Source organism: Bacteroides uniformis, assembly GCF_025147485.1.
Lineage (GTDB): Bacteria > Bacteroidota > Bacteroidia > Bacteroidales > Bacteroidaceae > Bacteroides > Bacteroides uniformis.
In genome coordinates this window covers 4,502,001-4,517,618 of record NZ_CP102263.1, presented here as the reverse complement: position 1 = coordinate 4,517,618, position 15,618 = coordinate 4,502,001, and the positions used below count along the sequence as shown (strand labels likewise).

Below are 15,618 nucleotides of genomic sequence, written 5' to 3'. Positions count from 1 at the left end.
CTGCTTTTGAACCACCGCTGACAAGTATTAAACCTTTTTTGTCAGAGAATAAACCCTTGTCTCCCTGATAGTGCGTAATATTGTGGACAGTAAACAATATTAAAAAACGCATATAAAAAATGGAAACGTATTTAGGTCTTGATTTAGGAGGCACGAAGTTGCTGATTGGCGAAATGGATAGCCGTGGCAACATTTTGAGGTATAAGAAATATGACTCCGGTTACTTTAATCAGCAGGCTGCGCTGGAAATCATCAAGTCGTCGCTCGATGATTATATCCGTACCGTGGGCTGGTATGACCAGAAACCGGTAGCGATGGGTGTTGGGCTGATAGGGCGTGTAGATCCCAACGAAGGTGTCTGGCTGCAGATTGACCCGAGCAGGACACAGAGGATTGAGTTGGCAAAGGAACTGTCGGATATATATGGCATGCCTTGCCATATAGACAATGATGTGAAGAGCGCTACAAGAGCCGAACGCGTCTGGGGATTCGGACAAATTTCCAAAAACTTCATATACGTAAATATAGGTACAGGCATTGCCGTGGGTACGGTGATAAATGGGAGACAAATCCGTGGCAGCCATTTCAATGCCGGCGAAGTGGGACACGTGCGTGTAGGTGTGAACATAGGCATTAAATGCGGTTGTGGACGGATGGACTGTGTGGAGGCGATTGCTGCCGGCATAGGTTTTGACAATTGTGCCCGTCTGCTCCGCAACCAGTATGAGACCGGCCTGCATATTCCGGCTGAAAAAGGGGAACGGGTGATTGTGAGTGAGGTGTTTGCACTTAGTCAGAAAGGTGACCCTCTCTGTACGGTGCTGGTGGAGAATGCAGCTGAGGCGCTTGCCAATCTTATCATGAATCTGGTACGTGTGATTGACCCGGACACGGTGGTGTTGGGTGGAGGCATTGTGGCCGACGGGTATATGCACGAGAAGATTCTGGAGAAACTTCATCCTACGACCATGCGTTTTGTCAGCAACGGGGTTGTCATTACGAAACTGAATCCCGGATTTATCGGGCTTCTGGGGGCCGGCGCGGTGGCGATGAATATGTGATTAGGAATTAATGATTAAGAATATGAAAATAACAATAACAAAGAATGAAAAGGAGTTTGACTGCACGGCTGCATGGCGCATCATCGGGCAGATGTTGAATGAACCGGAGAGTGTGATAGGACTTTCGACGGGACGTACTACCGGCAATCTTCATCGGTTGGTGGGAGAAATCTATACTAAATATCCGTTTAAGGTGGATACCGTTACTTTCTTCGGATTGGATGAGGTAACGAATGTGCCGCGCGAATATGCCGGAGCATGCTACACGATGCTGAAAACGGAGTTGATGGATACATTGGGCATCAAGGAAGAGAATTTTTTGATGCTGCCTACCATTTCTGGTGATTTTGAACAGTCATGCAGGGATTTCCAGCAGGAAATTGCGAACCGTGGCGGCATTGATTTGCTGATTTTAGGGTTGGGTGAGAACGGACATCTGGGATTCAACCAGCCAGAATCTCCCTTTGGCGGTGAAGCATGGGTGACCCGGATGAATGTGGAACTGGAAGAACGCATCCGTAGAGAAACGGGTACTCCTCCCGATAAAGAGTTGGGAGGGGCTACTTTGGGAATAAAGAACATTATGCAGGCACGCCGGATTGTACTGGTTGCCAAAGGGACTAATAAAGCGGATATTGTCAAGCGGATGCTTGAAGGGCCTGTGACAACAGATGTTCCTGCTTCCATCCTTCAGCTTCATCCCAACTGTGAATTTCTGCTGGATGAGGCGGCGGCAAGCATGCTTAACTGCTAAGTCGCCTTGCAGGCGGCTGATAACTAATTATTTGAATTAATAATCAAAATACTATGACACAACAAGAAAAACAAATAAACTATATGGGGCCATTCATCACGATGGTGTTCTTGTTCTTTATTGTAGGTTTCCTTACGACTGCCAATACTCAGTTTCAGGGTCCTCTGAAAGAAACTTTTCTTTCGGAAGTGGGCGGGTTGAAAAATACTTTTGCTACTTTGATTACTTTCTCCTGGTTCCTTGCTTATCCGGTTTGTGGAGGGGTAGGCTCGTCGTGGATTAGCAAATACGGATATAAAGGAACATTGATGCGTGGATTGCTGGTGATGATTGTGGGGCTTGGTTTGTTCTTTGCCTCTTCCTATTTCACAGTACACTTTCCTGAAGCGAATTGGCATGCAGGAAATAATGTTATCCCTGGAGGGTTCTTGATTTTCTTACTGGGTTCTTTCGTGGTAGGGGCTTCGGCTACCATTCTGCAAGTGGTTATAAATCCTTATCTGACGGCTTGCCATGTCAAGGGTACCCAGTCCATTCAGCGTTTGGCTATAGGCGGTTCTGCCAATTCTGTGGGAACTACGCTTGCTCCTTATTTCGTGACTGGTGTCGTGTTTGGCGGTCTGTCTATGGAGGACATTCAGATTGACCAGCTGATGGTTCCGTTCCTGGCATTGATGGCTGTTATTTCTTTGATTGTATTGTTGTTGATGAAATTGTCTTTGCCCGATATCCAAGGAACCAGGGTAGAGAAGGGAGAAAAGCTGGAAAAAAGTGTATGGTCCTTCCGTCATCTGACATTGGGCGTGGTGGCTATCTTCTTTTATGTAGGAGTGGAAGTCTGTATCGGGGCCAATATCAATCTGTATGCCATCGAGATGGATTATGCTTCTCCGGCACTGATGGCTACGCTCTATTGGGGTGGTATGCTTGTGGGCCGCCTGGTGGGGAGCAGCCTGAGCAGGATTTCTCCCCGCGTGCAGTTGACGGTTACTACGGTATCGGCAGGACTACTCGCCCTACTGGCCATTCTTCTGAATAATCCGTGGCTGCTCACGGCAGTAGGTCTGTTCCATTCCATCATGTGGGGAGCTATCTTTACTTTGTCCGTTGCCCATTTGGGAAAATACACTTCGGTGGCTTCGGGTGTGTTCATGATTGGAGTGGTAGGCGGTGCCATATTGCCCTTGTTGCAAGGAGTGCTTGCCGATGTTCTTGGATGCTGGAGATGGTCATGGCTCATCGTTCTTTTTGGAGAAGCGTTTATGCTGTATTATGCATTGATAGGTTCACGGGTCCGTCAGACCTGCGATAATTTGTAATTAAAGATAGTACTTATGAAAAAAATTAGAATGATGATGGCTGCCGCTTTGGGCGTATTGGTTTCATGCGGTAGCGTTAAGTCGGGAGAAGAGGTCGTTGCGGCTTCCCGCGATTCAAAGGTTGTGGTTGCTTATGTCACTTCGTGGAGTGAGGTGATGCCCGACCCGCAGTACATGACGCATATCAACTATGCGTTCGGTCATGTAAACGAGAGCTTTAACGGTGTCAAGATTGATAATGAGGAACGTTTGAGACAGATTGTTGATTTGAGGAAACAGAAGCCGGAGCTGAAAGTGCTGCTTTCCATCGGTGGCTGGGGAAGCGGACGTTTCAGTGAGATGGCTGCCAATGATGAATATCGCCGTGCTTTTGCCGCGGACTGTGACCGTGTGGTGAAGGAGTTCGCTTTGGATGGCATTGACATCGATTGGGAATATCCCACCAGCTCTATGGCAAATATATCCTCGTCACCGGACGATACGGAGAATTTTACACTTCTGATGCAGGATATCAGAGCTGCCATCGGCAATGAAAAGGAACTGACACTTGCCACCGTAGCTTCTGCCCGTTACATTGACTTCAAGGCTATCTTGCCTTCCGTCGATTTTGTGAATATCATGGCTTATGACATGGCTTCTGCTCCCAAGCACCATTCGGCGCTTTATCCGTCAGGACATAGCGGTGACATTACTTCGGACGGTGCCGTTACTGCACACTTGAAAGCGGGCGTACCGCCTTCCAAGCTGGTGATGGGTATGCCCTTCTATGGTCGTGGAGGTGACGGTTATCCCAGCTTCCAAGACTATAATAAGGTAGGGAATACGGATACCCAATATACTGAAAAGTGGGATGAGGTGGCTCAAGTGCCTTATCTGGCCGATAAGAATGATACGTTGGTATTTGGTTTTGAGAATCCCCGTTCACTTGCCATCAAGTGTCAGTATATTCTGGATAAAGATTTGCTGGGAGGCATGTATTGGGATTATAGCGGAGACAATGAGCAGGGTGATTTGCGCCGTACGGTAGCAGAAAACCTATTGGGCAAGCCGCACAAGGCGAAGGTACTGGTGTTGACGGAACGTGGTGGACAGCACGGAGGATTTACGGATGCCGGCTTGAAGTGGTTGGCGGCCGAAGGTGCAAAGGGGAATTTCAGTATTACCGAGATAAACAATGCCAGGAACATAACGGAGGCTTACTTGTCGCAGTTCAGCTTGGTTATTCAATTGGATTTCCCGCCTTATACTTGGCCGAAGGAAGCGGAAGATGCGTTCGTCAAGTATATAGAAGAAGGCCGTGGCGGCTGGATAGGTTTCCATCATGCTACTTTGCTGGGCGAGTTTGACGGTTATCCCATGTGGCAATGGTTCTCTGATTTCATGGGTGGTGTACGTTTCAAGAACTACATAGCTCCGCTGGCCGACGGTACGCTGATTGTGGAAGATAAACAGCATCCGGTAATGAAGGATGTTCCGGCCTCTTTCGTGGTGCCCGATGACGAGTGGTATACTTATGACAAGAGTCCGCGCCCTAATGTACATGTATTAGCCAATGTAGACGAATCGAGCTACACGCCTGCATCGGACATCAAGATGGGCGATCATCCGGTGGTTTGGGTCAATGAAAGCAAAAAGGCACGCAATGTTTATTTCCAGATAGGGCATAGTAGTAAGTTGTACGAAACGGAAGGGTTTACGACCATGTTCAGAAATGCCATTAACTGGACTTTAGAAAGGTAATACTTTTTATAATCAATGGATTTGGAAGAAAACGGGTACGTACAGAAACGTATCCGTTTTTTTATGGGTTTAAACTTTATCACTTTAAGTTTAAAATAAAACGTTTTTTATGGATGTGTTAGTAAATGAACTCCTTATGAGAAATATTCAACTTCCATTTCTTGTTTAGTACGTAATTTCGCTTATCGAAGTATTGGAATTTGTATCAATACAATATGAATAACTTTCTATTTTATAAACTAATACTATTATCATGAAAAGAAAAAGAGTCCTTTTGCTGCTTTGCATTCTCAGTTGCACTTTGCAGCTCTTCGCACAACAAATTAATGTGCAGGGTATCGTTTATGATCCTTCTGGAGAAACGGTTCCGGGTGCTAATGTCAGTATGAAAAGTAATCCGGCTGTGGGTACTGTGACGGATATTGATGGGAATTTCAGTCTGAAAGCTTCTGTGGGTGATGTGTTGGTCTTCACCTTTATCGGTTATGAGCCTATTGAGTATAAACTGACTGCTGCAGATACAAATCTGAAAGTCCGTTTTACTGATTCTTCTGAGTTGCTGGACGAGGTAGTTGTAGTAGGCTATGGTGTACAAAAGAAGAGTGTACTTTCGTCTGCTGTGAGCCGTGTTACCAGTGAAGAGTTGGATAAAGGTAATCCTACAAATATTCAGAATGCTTTGAAAGGTAAAGTTTCCGGTGTACAGATTATCTCTAATTCAGGTCAGCCCGGTGCGGAATCAAAGATTCGTATTCGGGGTACCGGTACGGTCAACAACTCCGATCCGCTTTATATAGTAGACGGCATGCCGTCTGAAAGTGGTATCAGTCATTTGAATCCTTCTGATATTGAGTCTATTGAAGTGTTGAAAGACGCAGCTTCCGCCGCTATTTACGGAGCCCGTGGTGCTAATGGTGTTGTACTGATTACTACGAAGAAGGGTACTAAAGGAAAGGCTACTTTGAACTATGAATTTACGTACGGTATTCAGAATCCTTCCAAGAAGGTGGATTTGCTGGGTAGTGCGGATTATCAGATGTTGATGAATGAAATGGCTGCCAATGCAGGTAAGGACCCTTATTTCCCGACTGTTTCCAGCGTCAATACCGACTGGCAAAAGGAACTGCAGAACAAGAATGCTCCTATTATGAACCACAAGGTTTCGTTGAGTGGCGGTACGGACAACTCTACCTATTATGCTTCTTTCGGTTATGTAAAGCAAGAAGGTATTTATGCTAAAGGACATGCTGATTATGAACGCTACAATGTACGCTTGAATTACAATAATGTATTACTGGACACGAAATCACGAAATTGGTTGAATAAGATTAGTTTTGGTGCAATTGCAAGCTATTCCAAGTCAATCCAGACTGGTAATACTATTGGCAATAGTGAAGCAGCAGGCTTGATTACTTCCATGAATATGTTGCCTCCTACCGAGCCGGTTTATCAGACCGACCCTGCTATACTGGAGCAATATGCCGTAACTTATCCAAATCATGTCATTGCTCCTAACGGCCTGGCATACAATATCATCGAGATGCGTGAAATAACCAATCCGCTGGCAGCCATGCAGGTCAGTCATAACCAGAGGACTATGCCTCAGAATTTCGGTGCGAACTTTAACCTTGATGTCGACTTGTTGCCAGGCTTGAAGTTCAAGACTACCTATGGTGCGGAATGGGTGTTCAATTCCATCAAGAATGTAACTCCGGTCTACGAGCTAAATGCTACCAGTAAGAATGCCACTTCCAAGGTAGAGGATAAGAAAAGGGAGTCTTCCTATTGGCAGTGGGAAAATGTACTGTCGTATACAAAGTCTTTCGGCCGTCATAATATAGGTGCACTGTTCGGTACAAGTATGTCTTCCTACCATTACTCCAATTTGGAAGCGGAAGATTATAATCTGCTGGTGGTGGATATAGACAAGGGATATATAGACACGGCCACAGCGCCCGAAGAGCAGTCCAAAGTATGGGGTGGGGCAGAAGACCACCGCATTGCATCCGTATTCGGACGTATCAATTATAATTATGATGAAAAGTATTTGTTCGAAGCGGTAGTGAGACGGGACGGTTCGTCAAACTTCAGTCGCGAGCACCAATATGCTACATTCCCTTCGGTTTCTTTGGGTTGGGTGTTGACTCGTGAGAAGTTCATGGAGAACAGACCTTCCTGGTTGGATTTTGCCAAGATACGTCTAAGCTGGGGACAGAATGGTAACGAACGTATTGGCTCCTTTGCCTATACAAGTATGATGAGTCAGGGTAAGAATGCAGTCATAAATGGAAAGGTATATACGGGCATGCTGCCCAGTGGCTATGCCAATGCCGATTTGAAATGGGAGACCTCCGAACAGACCGACTTGGGTATTGACTTGCGTTTCTTCAACAGTGCATTGACATTCTCTGCCGACTATTTCGTGAAGAAGACGAAGGACATGCTGCTTTCCATGCCGATTCCTCTTTATACCAGTTATGGCAGTATGACGGTCAATTCGGGTACAGTGAAGAACGAAGGTATCGAGTTCGAAGCGTCCTATCGCTTTAAGGTGGGTGAAGTGAATCTGGGTATCAATGGAAATGCTTCTTATGTGAAGAATACCGTAACAGACCAGGGCCCCGACCGTGTCGGTCTCAATAATATCGGCGGTGGTATGGGCGGCCAGGTCAGTTGGAGAGAGAACGGGCGTCCGTACGGCTTCTTCTACGGTTACTTGCATGATGGTATTTTCCAGAATCAGCAGGAGATAGATAGCTATACCTACGTAGATTCTAACGGAAAGACTCAGCTGATACAGCCGAATGCCAAGCCTGGAGATATTCGTTTTAAAGATTTGGATGGTGAAAATGGGTTGAATGGTGATGACCGTACCATGATAGGCAAGCCGAACCCTGACTGGACATATGGATTCACTCTTTCTGCCGATTGGAAAGGAGTTGATTTCAGTGCATTCTTCCAGGGAAGTATCGGAAACGACATTTATAAACTGTACAGACGTTCCAATGTGACTTTTGGTAACTACGACAAATCTTGGCTGAACCGTTGGCATGGTGAAGGCACTTCCAATTGGGTGCCACGTGTGATAGATGGTGACAACAATAACTATCAGGTTTCAAACTTTTTTGTGGAAGATGGTTCGTATATGCGTTTGAAAGTGTTGCAGATTGGCTATAGTCTGCCCGGACAGATGTTGCAGCGTGTCGGCGTCAAGGGGCTGCGTTTCTTTGTGCAGGGCGAAAATCTGTTTACAATTACCAACTACAGCGGTTATGATCCTGAAGTGGGAACACGTGATGGATTTGACGGGGGAACATATCCGCAAGCACGTACTTATACTATCGGTGCGAATATTACATTTTGATTAACCTAAAAATTAGATACAATGAATAAGATATTAAAGGTATTGGCTTTGGGTGCGATGGCTTTGTCGACCACAGCTTGTTCAGATTTTCTGGAAGTGAATCCGAGAACTCAGGTGTCAGAAACCGAATTCTATAAGACGGAAGACGATATGATGAAGGGCTTGTATGCCGTGATGAATGAAATGCAGACCCGTATGCCGGAGGTTTGGTCTTACTCTTCTTTGCTGGGTGATGAGTCCGAAACCGGTGGTGGTATCGGTGAGGGGTCTTACAAGACGAAATGGGATACTTTTACCTATGACGCGACTTCTTGTTTCGGTGCATGGGGATATGGTTCTTGGTGGAATGAGTGGGATTTTGGCTTGTTCAATGGAGTCATTGCTGCCAATCTGTTGATTGACAAATTGGCCGGATGCAACCTCAGTGCAGACTTTGTCAATTCCATTTCTGCCGAAGCGCGCTTTTACCGTGCCATTTTCTATTACCATCTGTTTATGGGGTATGAGCAATTCCCGCTTATCAAACATTATCTGGCAGCCAGTGAAATGTATAGCGTTGCCAAAGGAACCCGTGAAGAAATTTATGAGTTTATGATGGGTGACTTGGATGACGAAGTGACTAAGTATCTGCCCCAGCGCAGTGCTACACAGCAGGGACGCGTTTGCCGGGATGCTGCCAAGCTGCTTCGTGCCAAAATTATTTTGTTCCATCGTGATGAGACTAAATATCAGGTGGCATTGAATGACATGAAAGAAATAATCACCAGTGGAAGATACCGGTTGAACCCTGATTATCAAAACTTATGGGTGAAAGACGGAGAATGGTGTGCGGAATCTATCTTTGAGGTATGTTATGCCGGCAATAACTCCGGTGAAGGGTTTGGTCTTGCACGTTCTTTGGGTGGTCGTAACATTGTTGACCCGAGAAGTGCCGAGCAGGGCGGCTTGGGCGAAGGTTATGGGCAGAATACCATGCCGAGTACTGTTTACAACATGTTTAAGGAAGGTGATACGCGCCGTGAGGGAACAGTCATTGTCTATGCGGACGAGGCTAAAAAAGTGGCAGAAATGGTGGCCAAAGGTGAACTACCGGCAGGAAGTGCTTTCCAAGTCAGTGACCAGCAGGAAAATTACGAGGGTCTGGGGCACTATAAGATTCATCCGAGAAAGGAGACGACGTCTACGGTGAATCCTACGGATAACTATTATAACTCTTGGCGTATTTACCGTTATGCCGATGTTTTGCTGCTGGCTGTGGAGCTTGATGTACGCATCAACGGAACTGCCAGTGCCGATGCGCAAGGCTGGTTCGACCAGGTCAGAGACCGCGCTTTCAAAGACAAAGAGCATCGTATCAACTTGGCCGGAAAGAGCAAACAGGAGCTGTTGGATATTCTTTTTGAAGAGCGTGGGTATGAGTTTATGGATGAAATGCAGCGTTGGTTTGATATTCTGCGTTTCGATAAAGGAACAGAGATTTTAGGTAACAAAGGTTGGACGGAGAAGTTCAGATACTTTCCAATTGACCAGTCGGAAATGGATAGAGCTAAAGGTGGCTTGACACAGAACCCTGGCTGGTTATAAGTTTTGATTGTTTTTTTCTGAAGAGTCCCCGGTATTTCCTTGTGAATAATACCGGGGATTTTTTGTTCCTTCACAAAGTTTGTTTTGGCAAAACATCTGTCATGCTATCACGCAAATGGGTGTATTGTTTTGATTATAAATCAATTAAAGCGTGATAGATACCCGTGACAGATAAAAAACGTTACAACCATCTATCACGCTTTCCAATCTTTCTAAAAGATGATGCCTCCTATTTATTGGGTGAATCGTAAAAGTGGCTATTATCTTAGTTCTCAGCATGAAACTTTTAGTTTTGAGGCTAAATACGAGAAGTTTTAATTGGGAAAATAATTGGTTTCATTAAGGAAAACCTTTAGTTTCCTTTCGTAAAACTAAAAGTTTCAGCAAGTGAAACTTTTGGTTTCAACGATATGAAACTGTCATTTCGGCCCGTTGGGAACTGGCAAGGGTATCTATATAAAACGACCGAAACAGATACTTTTCCTTCGAAAAGTATCTGTTTCGGCATAAAAACGTAGTGTTAACATAGGAAATAGGGGAATTATCCCCTATTTATTCTCTTGATTGCTGTTATGGAAACCGTTTTATTTGAGGAACGGGTTGCCGCTTTTGTCTTTGCTCACTACCCAGCGGAAAGCATTAACTAATAGCAGGTTCTGTGTACCGTCGATAAACTCTTCGTCACCATGCCCCATATTCAGGTAAATCATTCTGTAATTCTTGTTGGACCATACGATGGGGAAGTCGCCAAAATTCACTACATCCTTGATACCCAGTGGATAGTTCTTGGGCGATAGGGACAAGAGTACTTCTACGTCCTTATTCTGGCGGGGGCTGGGAGTCCATTGGTACCATTCGCTGGCGGGAGCCACGAATGATGCAGGCAGATTCTTGGTAACGGGATGTTCTTCGTTGTCGACTTCGACCAATACCGGCTGGGGAGGCCAGTTGTTGCAATAGAACACCCCACCACCAAGAAACTTAACGAACCAGGGCCAATGCGTGTTTTTGTCGTTGTAGGCAGCTGCGTGGAAACCTACCCAACCGCCTCCGTTTTCCATATATTGCTCAAAAGCATCGCGTTCGGCCTTGGTGTTGGGGGATGTGTTAAGCATGATAATGACATTGTATTCTTTCAGTTTCTCGTATGGGTATTTTGAAAAATCGGTAGTAATATCCAGAACAAAGCCGTCACCGTAATTGAGCTTCTTGAAGAAAGTGGTTGCTTGTTCTGCAAATTGTACGTGTGCTTCTTCCGCATGTTGCGTGTAATAAATCAAGGCCTTGAAGCGAGGAGCTTTGGCATAGTTTGCCGGATAACCTTCGGGGACTTGTGCGTACGTCAGCAAGGTGCAAGCCGTAAACAATAAAATAAGCAGATGTTTCATAATTTGTAATTTATCAGTTATTAATTCTTCATTATCTAATATTCCGCAGTCAGAGACAGCCATTTGCCTGCCGAGGTAACCCATACCTCTTTATAACAGGCATTGTTGGTTTGCGGCCAATAGGGGACATCGTCGTTACCCAGGGTACGGATACCAACGGGCATCTCTCCTGTCATTTCTCCCGAAGAGAAGGTATTCAGTTGCGGATAGTTGTGTCCTTCTCCATAAATCAAGGATTGTCCGAAAGGATTCTTGCCTACGGTCCAGTACAACTGTTCCAGACCGATGTTGAGCAGTTCCTTGTCCTTCAGGAAGTTTCCGCAGATGGCGGCGGACTTTCCGTTGGAAAGATGGATGGCGGTATTGCCGTTGAAAATGTTGAACCACACGGGGAAGCGTTTCATGTAGTGCTCTTTGTCCAGTTGTACTCCTCGTTTAATCTGTTCCGTGTACAGTTCCTTGGCATTGGCAGGTGGAAACAGATGGAGGGCGTAGAAGTTGGTGGTATCCTTATATTCCTCTGCATGGTAAACACCGCTTGGAATCATACCGTAGGGATGGGTATATTTCATCATTCCTTTCAGATAGTCTCCATATAGTTGTATGGAATTCACCCATTTAGGGTAATCGGGGTGCTCCTTCTGGGTTTCGCAAAGCATCACCATAGCCTGCATATAGACCTGCTCGCGCGACTGGTGTATGTAATGTACGATGGATTTGCGGGATTTGTCCCGGTAGAAGAATCCGCGTGTCCCGTCTTTGTCTTTCAGCGGTTCCGTGCGCTGGCAGTCGAGGGTGTAGCGGATGTATTCGGCGGCGATGTCCGCATAAGAAGGTTTTCCGGTCAGCTTGTATAATTGGCTTGCCGACCAGGAGATGGTAGCCATATACTGACTTTTCGAAGTGTTGTAACTGTGTTCGTAAGGCTGGACGAACTGGTCGAAACCGTCTTTTTTGAATTTCTCCATGGCGAAAGCGAAATCTTCTTCGGCCACGCGCAGAAGATATTCCTGCTGCATCGGGTCGTTGTCCAGCGTCATGGAGGCATACGCCTCATATCCGGCATAGAGGAAATTGTCGAATGCCATGTTCTGCACGCGTACAGAAGATATGTCGTCCAGTGTGTTGAATACACCATCCTGCCAGATTAGCAATCCCATGCTGCTGGCGCGGTAGCCGTCTCCATAGCGGTTCTTTAGCATAAACTCCACTCCCCATTCCGCTTCTTCGCGCAGGCGGGCGGCGAGGGTGGGGTTGGTGTTTCTTTGTTTATTATAGGCTTCGAGCAGGGCGAAAGCCACATCTCCCGTCTGCAGGGTCTGCTGGGACAAGTCGCCCGCATCGTGCCATCCACCGGAGTAGGAGATACTGCGTCCGTCATGCCGGGACATCAGGTCTGCATGGCAGGAGGCATGCTTGCCGGGAACTGGATGCCCGCAGCGTTGGCAAAAGATGAAATTCAGCACTTTCCATTGTGAATCTTCCCAAAGCCGTTCTCCAATCCGAAAGGTGGGAGTTAGCGATGTTCCGACCTTCAGCTGATACTCTCCGGGATTATTGAAGGAGGTGAAATCAATAAGGCCAAATTCTCCGAGAGTGGTTTTCTCTTTTCGGATGTCTCCTTCGTAAGCCACTTTTCCGTCCGTGGTAAGCAGTTGGAAGCGCTTTCCGGCGTCTATGGTGAGGTTTGTGTTGATGAGGGCGGTTTTGGGGTGGTTGACGGCATAGCCGGTTGTCGAGTAGGAGATTTTTCCATCGGCAGGTATCCATCCGCTGACTTTCTCAGGGGCTTTCACCGTTTGCAGTTGTAGATTGTCCAGGTAGTAGATAGCTGAATCTCCTGTTGTCCGGTCTTTGCCTTTGAGGGCTGTGCTGAAGGTGATGGACATCACCTTGTCGCGCTGATACTCGTCTATTTCGAGGAAGCATTGGTTCCACTCCTTATTAATAAGGTTAATGAGGTGTGAACCCGAAGGCTGATTATATCCTTTCTTGGCAGGAGTATCTGCATTGCGAAACGTGAGGTTCATGTTGACGATGCGCGCGCCGTCGCAATCGGGATAGATGGAGAATACGATGCGGTTGTACTTCTCCAGATTGGCGCCGTCCAGATGATAGGTAACACTGCTGTTTCCGTAGGTGGCATAGTCTGGGTCGGAAGGAGAGCCGGTCGCCCTTTTCCCGGTGAATGTGGAGAATTGCAGTTTGATGCTGCCTTTGCCGGAAACGGTCTTTTCCGTACTGAAGGACATGCTTCCTGCGCCGGAATGACTCCATCCCTCTGTACCTGCCGAGCGGGTGAGAGGAGCGCTTTGCAAGACCTCCTTTTTCCATCCGTTGGTTTCGAAAGAGTTTTCAATATCCAGGGGGAGGGGTTGATGTATCAGTCCGCTTTCGTGGAGTTGTCGTTCCAGTTTGGGGTCTTGGGTCAGACGTGTCTGACCGTATGCGGCAATACTGCCGAGAGATAAAAGGTATAAAAATAATAATGTCTTTCTCATGTTGATGTCAACCTTTGGTTTCGGTTGCAATGTTAGCCATTATTAGGCAGAAGGAGGTTTGAAAACTGCCATAAAAGCTTTAAAAGCTATCCGAAGTAGAGGAAATATGAATTTCGGTAGATGTATAATCCCTATGATGTACGACTTATAATGCCAAAGAAAATACTAAAATCGTATTTTCATAACAGAAGAAAATTGTAACTTTGCGAAGTTATGTCACAATGTTAACCTATGATGCGTATCTTGATTTTAATAATAATGCTGTTGCCATGTTCGCTTGGTATGTATGCATCTGCAATAGATAGCCTTTTGTCTGTTCTGGATAAGACTATCGTGATGCGTAGACAATACGAGGAAGAAAAAGAACGGTATATTTCTTTGATAAAGGATGAGTTGAAGCAAGGGAGGCTTACTGACATGGAGCGTTATCTGATACAAAATCGTCTTTTTGCCGAATATAATTCTTATATTAGTGATTCTGCATTACATTATATAAATGAAAATATTCTTATTGCCACACGGCTAAATAATAGGCAATGGATAAATAGTTCTATATTAAATAAAGTACATATTCTAAATACTTCGGGCCTTTTTGTTGAAGCAATGGAATTGCTGAAATCGCTTCCTCGTAACACGTTGGAGGGTGAAAATATAGTGGACTATTATGTATGTTTTGAAAACCTATATCTCTATCAGGCAGAGTACGCCACTGATCGGAACTACGTGAACAATTATCTTCGGATAGCAAATTTGTATAGGGATTCTATAATCAGCCTAGTACCGGAAGATACTTATAGATATGTAGTCGTGCATGCACCTCAGCTCATTGACCAGGGAAAAAGTCAGGAGGCTATATGTTTATTGAAGAATTTTTTACCTCGGTTGAAATCCAATACGCGTGAGTATGCAGTAGCTACTTCAATTCTGGCTTTTGCTTATCATGTCGTGGGGAACAAGCAGAAAGAAATGGAAGCACGTATTAGCAGTGCCATTGCTGACATTAGGGCAGTGGTGAAAGAAAATTATTCTTTGTGCGCATTAGCGGAATTACTTTATGGAATGGGCGATTTGGAACGTGCTAATCACTATATCAAGATTAGTATGGAAGATGCTAATTATTATACTACTCGGTTGCGTAGTTCGCAGAATTCCAAGATGCTTCCGCTCATAGATCGTGCTTATCAGCAAGAAAAGGAAATACAGCAACAGCGGCAGAGAATGTTTATTACAGGCATATGTATCCTTTCTGTTTTCCTTCTATTGACAGTACTGTGTGTGCTATGGCAAATGAAAAAATTGTCTTATGCCCGTAAAAAAGTTGTTGCTGCCAATTCCCAATTGAGTATATTGAATAGTGAATTGAAGAAGCTGAACAAGTCTCAACATGAGGCTAATGAACGATTATTGCATACTAATCAGACTCTTACGGAAGCCAATCATATTAAGGAAGAGTATTTGGGACGTTTCCTCAGTTTAAGTTCCTCTTATATAAGTAAGATGGAAGAATATCGCCGCATATTGAACAAGCAGGCTGCTGCCGGTAAACTTGAGGAGTTATATCGTACATTGAAGTCCGACCGTTTCATAAATCAAGAGTTGAAAGAGTTCTATCACAATTTCGATGTATCTTTTCTTAAGATATTCCCTAACTTTGTAGAAGAATTTAATCGTTTGTTGCCAGTTGAAGAACAATTGCATCCTAAAAATGAAGAATTGCTTGTTACCGAACTGCGCATATTTGCACTGATTCGTTTAGGTATTACAGACAGTGCGCGTATTGCAGAATTTTTGCGTTATTCCATAACTACCATCTATACTTATCGTTCCAAGCTAAAAAACAAGTCTCTTTGTAAAGAGGACTTTGAAGAACGAGTGATGAAAATAACTTCTTTTTGATTTTATCCTCC

Annotated in this window: 9 protein-coding genes; 7 read left to right on the top strand and 2 right to left on the bottom strand. The window is 45.1% G+C overall.

Features of this window, described 5'->3' with window-relative positions:
- Window positions 1-119: 119 nt before the first annotated feature.
- From NQ510_RS18345 to NQ510_RS18320, 6 genes are all read left to right on the top strand, one after another.
- A complete protein-coding gene (locus NQ510_RS18345) occupies window positions 120-1,061 on the top strand; it encodes an ROK family protein (protein WP_005827039.1) in 942 nt (313 codons plus the stop codon).
- A gap of 22 nt (window positions 1,062-1,083) precedes the next feature.
- A complete protein-coding gene (locus tag NQ510_RS18340) occupies window positions 1,084-1,815 on the top strand; it encodes a 6-phosphogluconolactonase (protein WP_005833056.1) in 732 nt (243 codons plus the stop codon).
- A 53-nt stretch (window positions 1,816-1,868) separates the two neighbouring features.
- A complete protein-coding gene (locus NQ510_RS18335; protein WP_005827035.1) occupies window positions 1,869-3,134 on the top strand; it encodes an MFS transporter in 1,266 nt (421 codons plus the stop codon).
- Between the two features lie 15 nt (window positions 3,135-3,149).
- Window positions 3,150-4,874 (top strand): glycosyl hydrolase family 18 protein, encoded by a 1,725-nt coding sequence (locus NQ510_RS18330; RefSeq protein WP_005827034.1) that lies wholly within the window; start codon window positions 3,150-3,152, stop codon window positions 4,872-4,874.
- Between the two features lie 253 nt (window positions 4,875-5,127).
- Window positions 5,128-8,238, top strand: coding sequence for a SusC/RagA family TonB-linked outer membrane protein (locus NQ510_RS18325; RefSeq protein WP_005827030.1), 3,111 nt, complete (start codon window positions 5,128-5,130; stop codon window positions 8,236-8,238).
- 21 nt (window positions 8,239-8,259) lie between these two features.
- Complete coding sequence (locus tag NQ510_RS18320; protein WP_005827028.1) at window positions 8,260-9,822, top strand: RagB/SusD family nutrient uptake outer membrane protein; 1,563 nt, start codon at window positions 8,260-8,262, stop codon at window positions 9,820-9,822.
- A 584-nt stretch (window positions 9,823-10,406) separates the two neighbouring features.
- Here NQ510_RS18320 and NQ510_RS18315 read toward each other — a convergent pair.
- Together NQ510_RS18315 and NQ510_RS18310 are read right to left on the bottom strand one after the other, a co-directional pair.
- The gene (locus tag NQ510_RS18315; protein ID WP_005827023.1) at window positions 10,407-11,210 is read right to left on the bottom strand and encodes a ThuA domain-containing protein; all 804 of its coding nucleotides are present in this window, start codon (window positions 11,208-11,210) and stop codon (window positions 10,407-10,409) included.
- Window positions 11,211-11,245: 35 nt separating this feature from the next.
- The gene (locus tag NQ510_RS18310) at window positions 11,246-13,711 is read right to left on the bottom strand and encodes a glycoside hydrolase family 9 protein (RefSeq protein ID WP_005827021.1); all 2,466 of its coding nucleotides are present in this window, start codon (window positions 13,709-13,711) and stop codon (window positions 11,246-11,248) included.
- A 231-nt stretch (window positions 13,712-13,942) separates the two neighbouring features.
- Between NQ510_RS18310 and NQ510_RS18305 the strand changes: the two genes are divergently transcribed.
- Window positions 13,943-15,607, top strand: coding sequence for a DUF6377 domain-containing protein (locus NQ510_RS18305; protein ID WP_005827019.1), 1,665 nt, complete (start codon window positions 13,943-13,945; stop codon window positions 15,605-15,607).
- Window positions 15,608-15,618: the final 11 nt, after the last annotated feature.

What these genes read in the sequence shown, in the direction of transcription:
- NQ510_RS18345 (WP_005827039.1), top strand. Translation starts at nt 120, where the DNA reads ATGGAAACGTATTTAGGTCTTGATTTAGGAGGCACGAAGTTGCTGATT.
- NQ510_RS18340 (WP_005833056.1), top strand. Translation starts at nt 1,084, where the DNA reads ATGAAAATAACAATAACAAAGAATGAAAAGGAGTTTGACTGCACGGCT.
- NQ510_RS18335 (WP_005827035.1), top strand. Translation starts at nt 1,869, where the DNA reads ATGACACAACAAGAAAAACAAATAAACTATATGGGGCCATTCATCACG.
- NQ510_RS18330 (WP_005827034.1), top strand. Translation starts at nt 3,150, where the DNA reads ATGAAAAAAATTAGAATGATGATGGCTGCCGCTTTGGGCGTATTGGTT.
- NQ510_RS18325 (WP_005827030.1), top strand. Translation starts at nt 5,128, where the DNA reads ATGAAAAGAAAAAGAGTCCTTTTGCTGCTTTGCATTCTCAGTTGCACT.
- NQ510_RS18320 (WP_005827028.1), top strand. Translation starts at nt 8,260, where the DNA reads ATGAATAAGATATTAAAGGTATTGGCTTTGGGTGCGATGGCTTTGTCG.
- NQ510_RS18315 (WP_005827023.1), bottom strand. Translation starts at nt 11,210, where the DNA reads ATGAAACATCTGCTTATTTTATTGTTTACGGCTTGCACCTTGCTGACG.
- NQ510_RS18310 (WP_005827021.1), bottom strand. Translation starts at nt 13,711, where the DNA reads ATGAGAAAGACATTATTATTTTTATACCTTTTATCTCTCGGCAGTATT.
- NQ510_RS18305 (WP_005827019.1), top strand. Translation starts at nt 13,943, where the DNA reads ATGATGCGTATCTTGATTTTAATAATAATGCTGTTGCCATGTTCGCTT.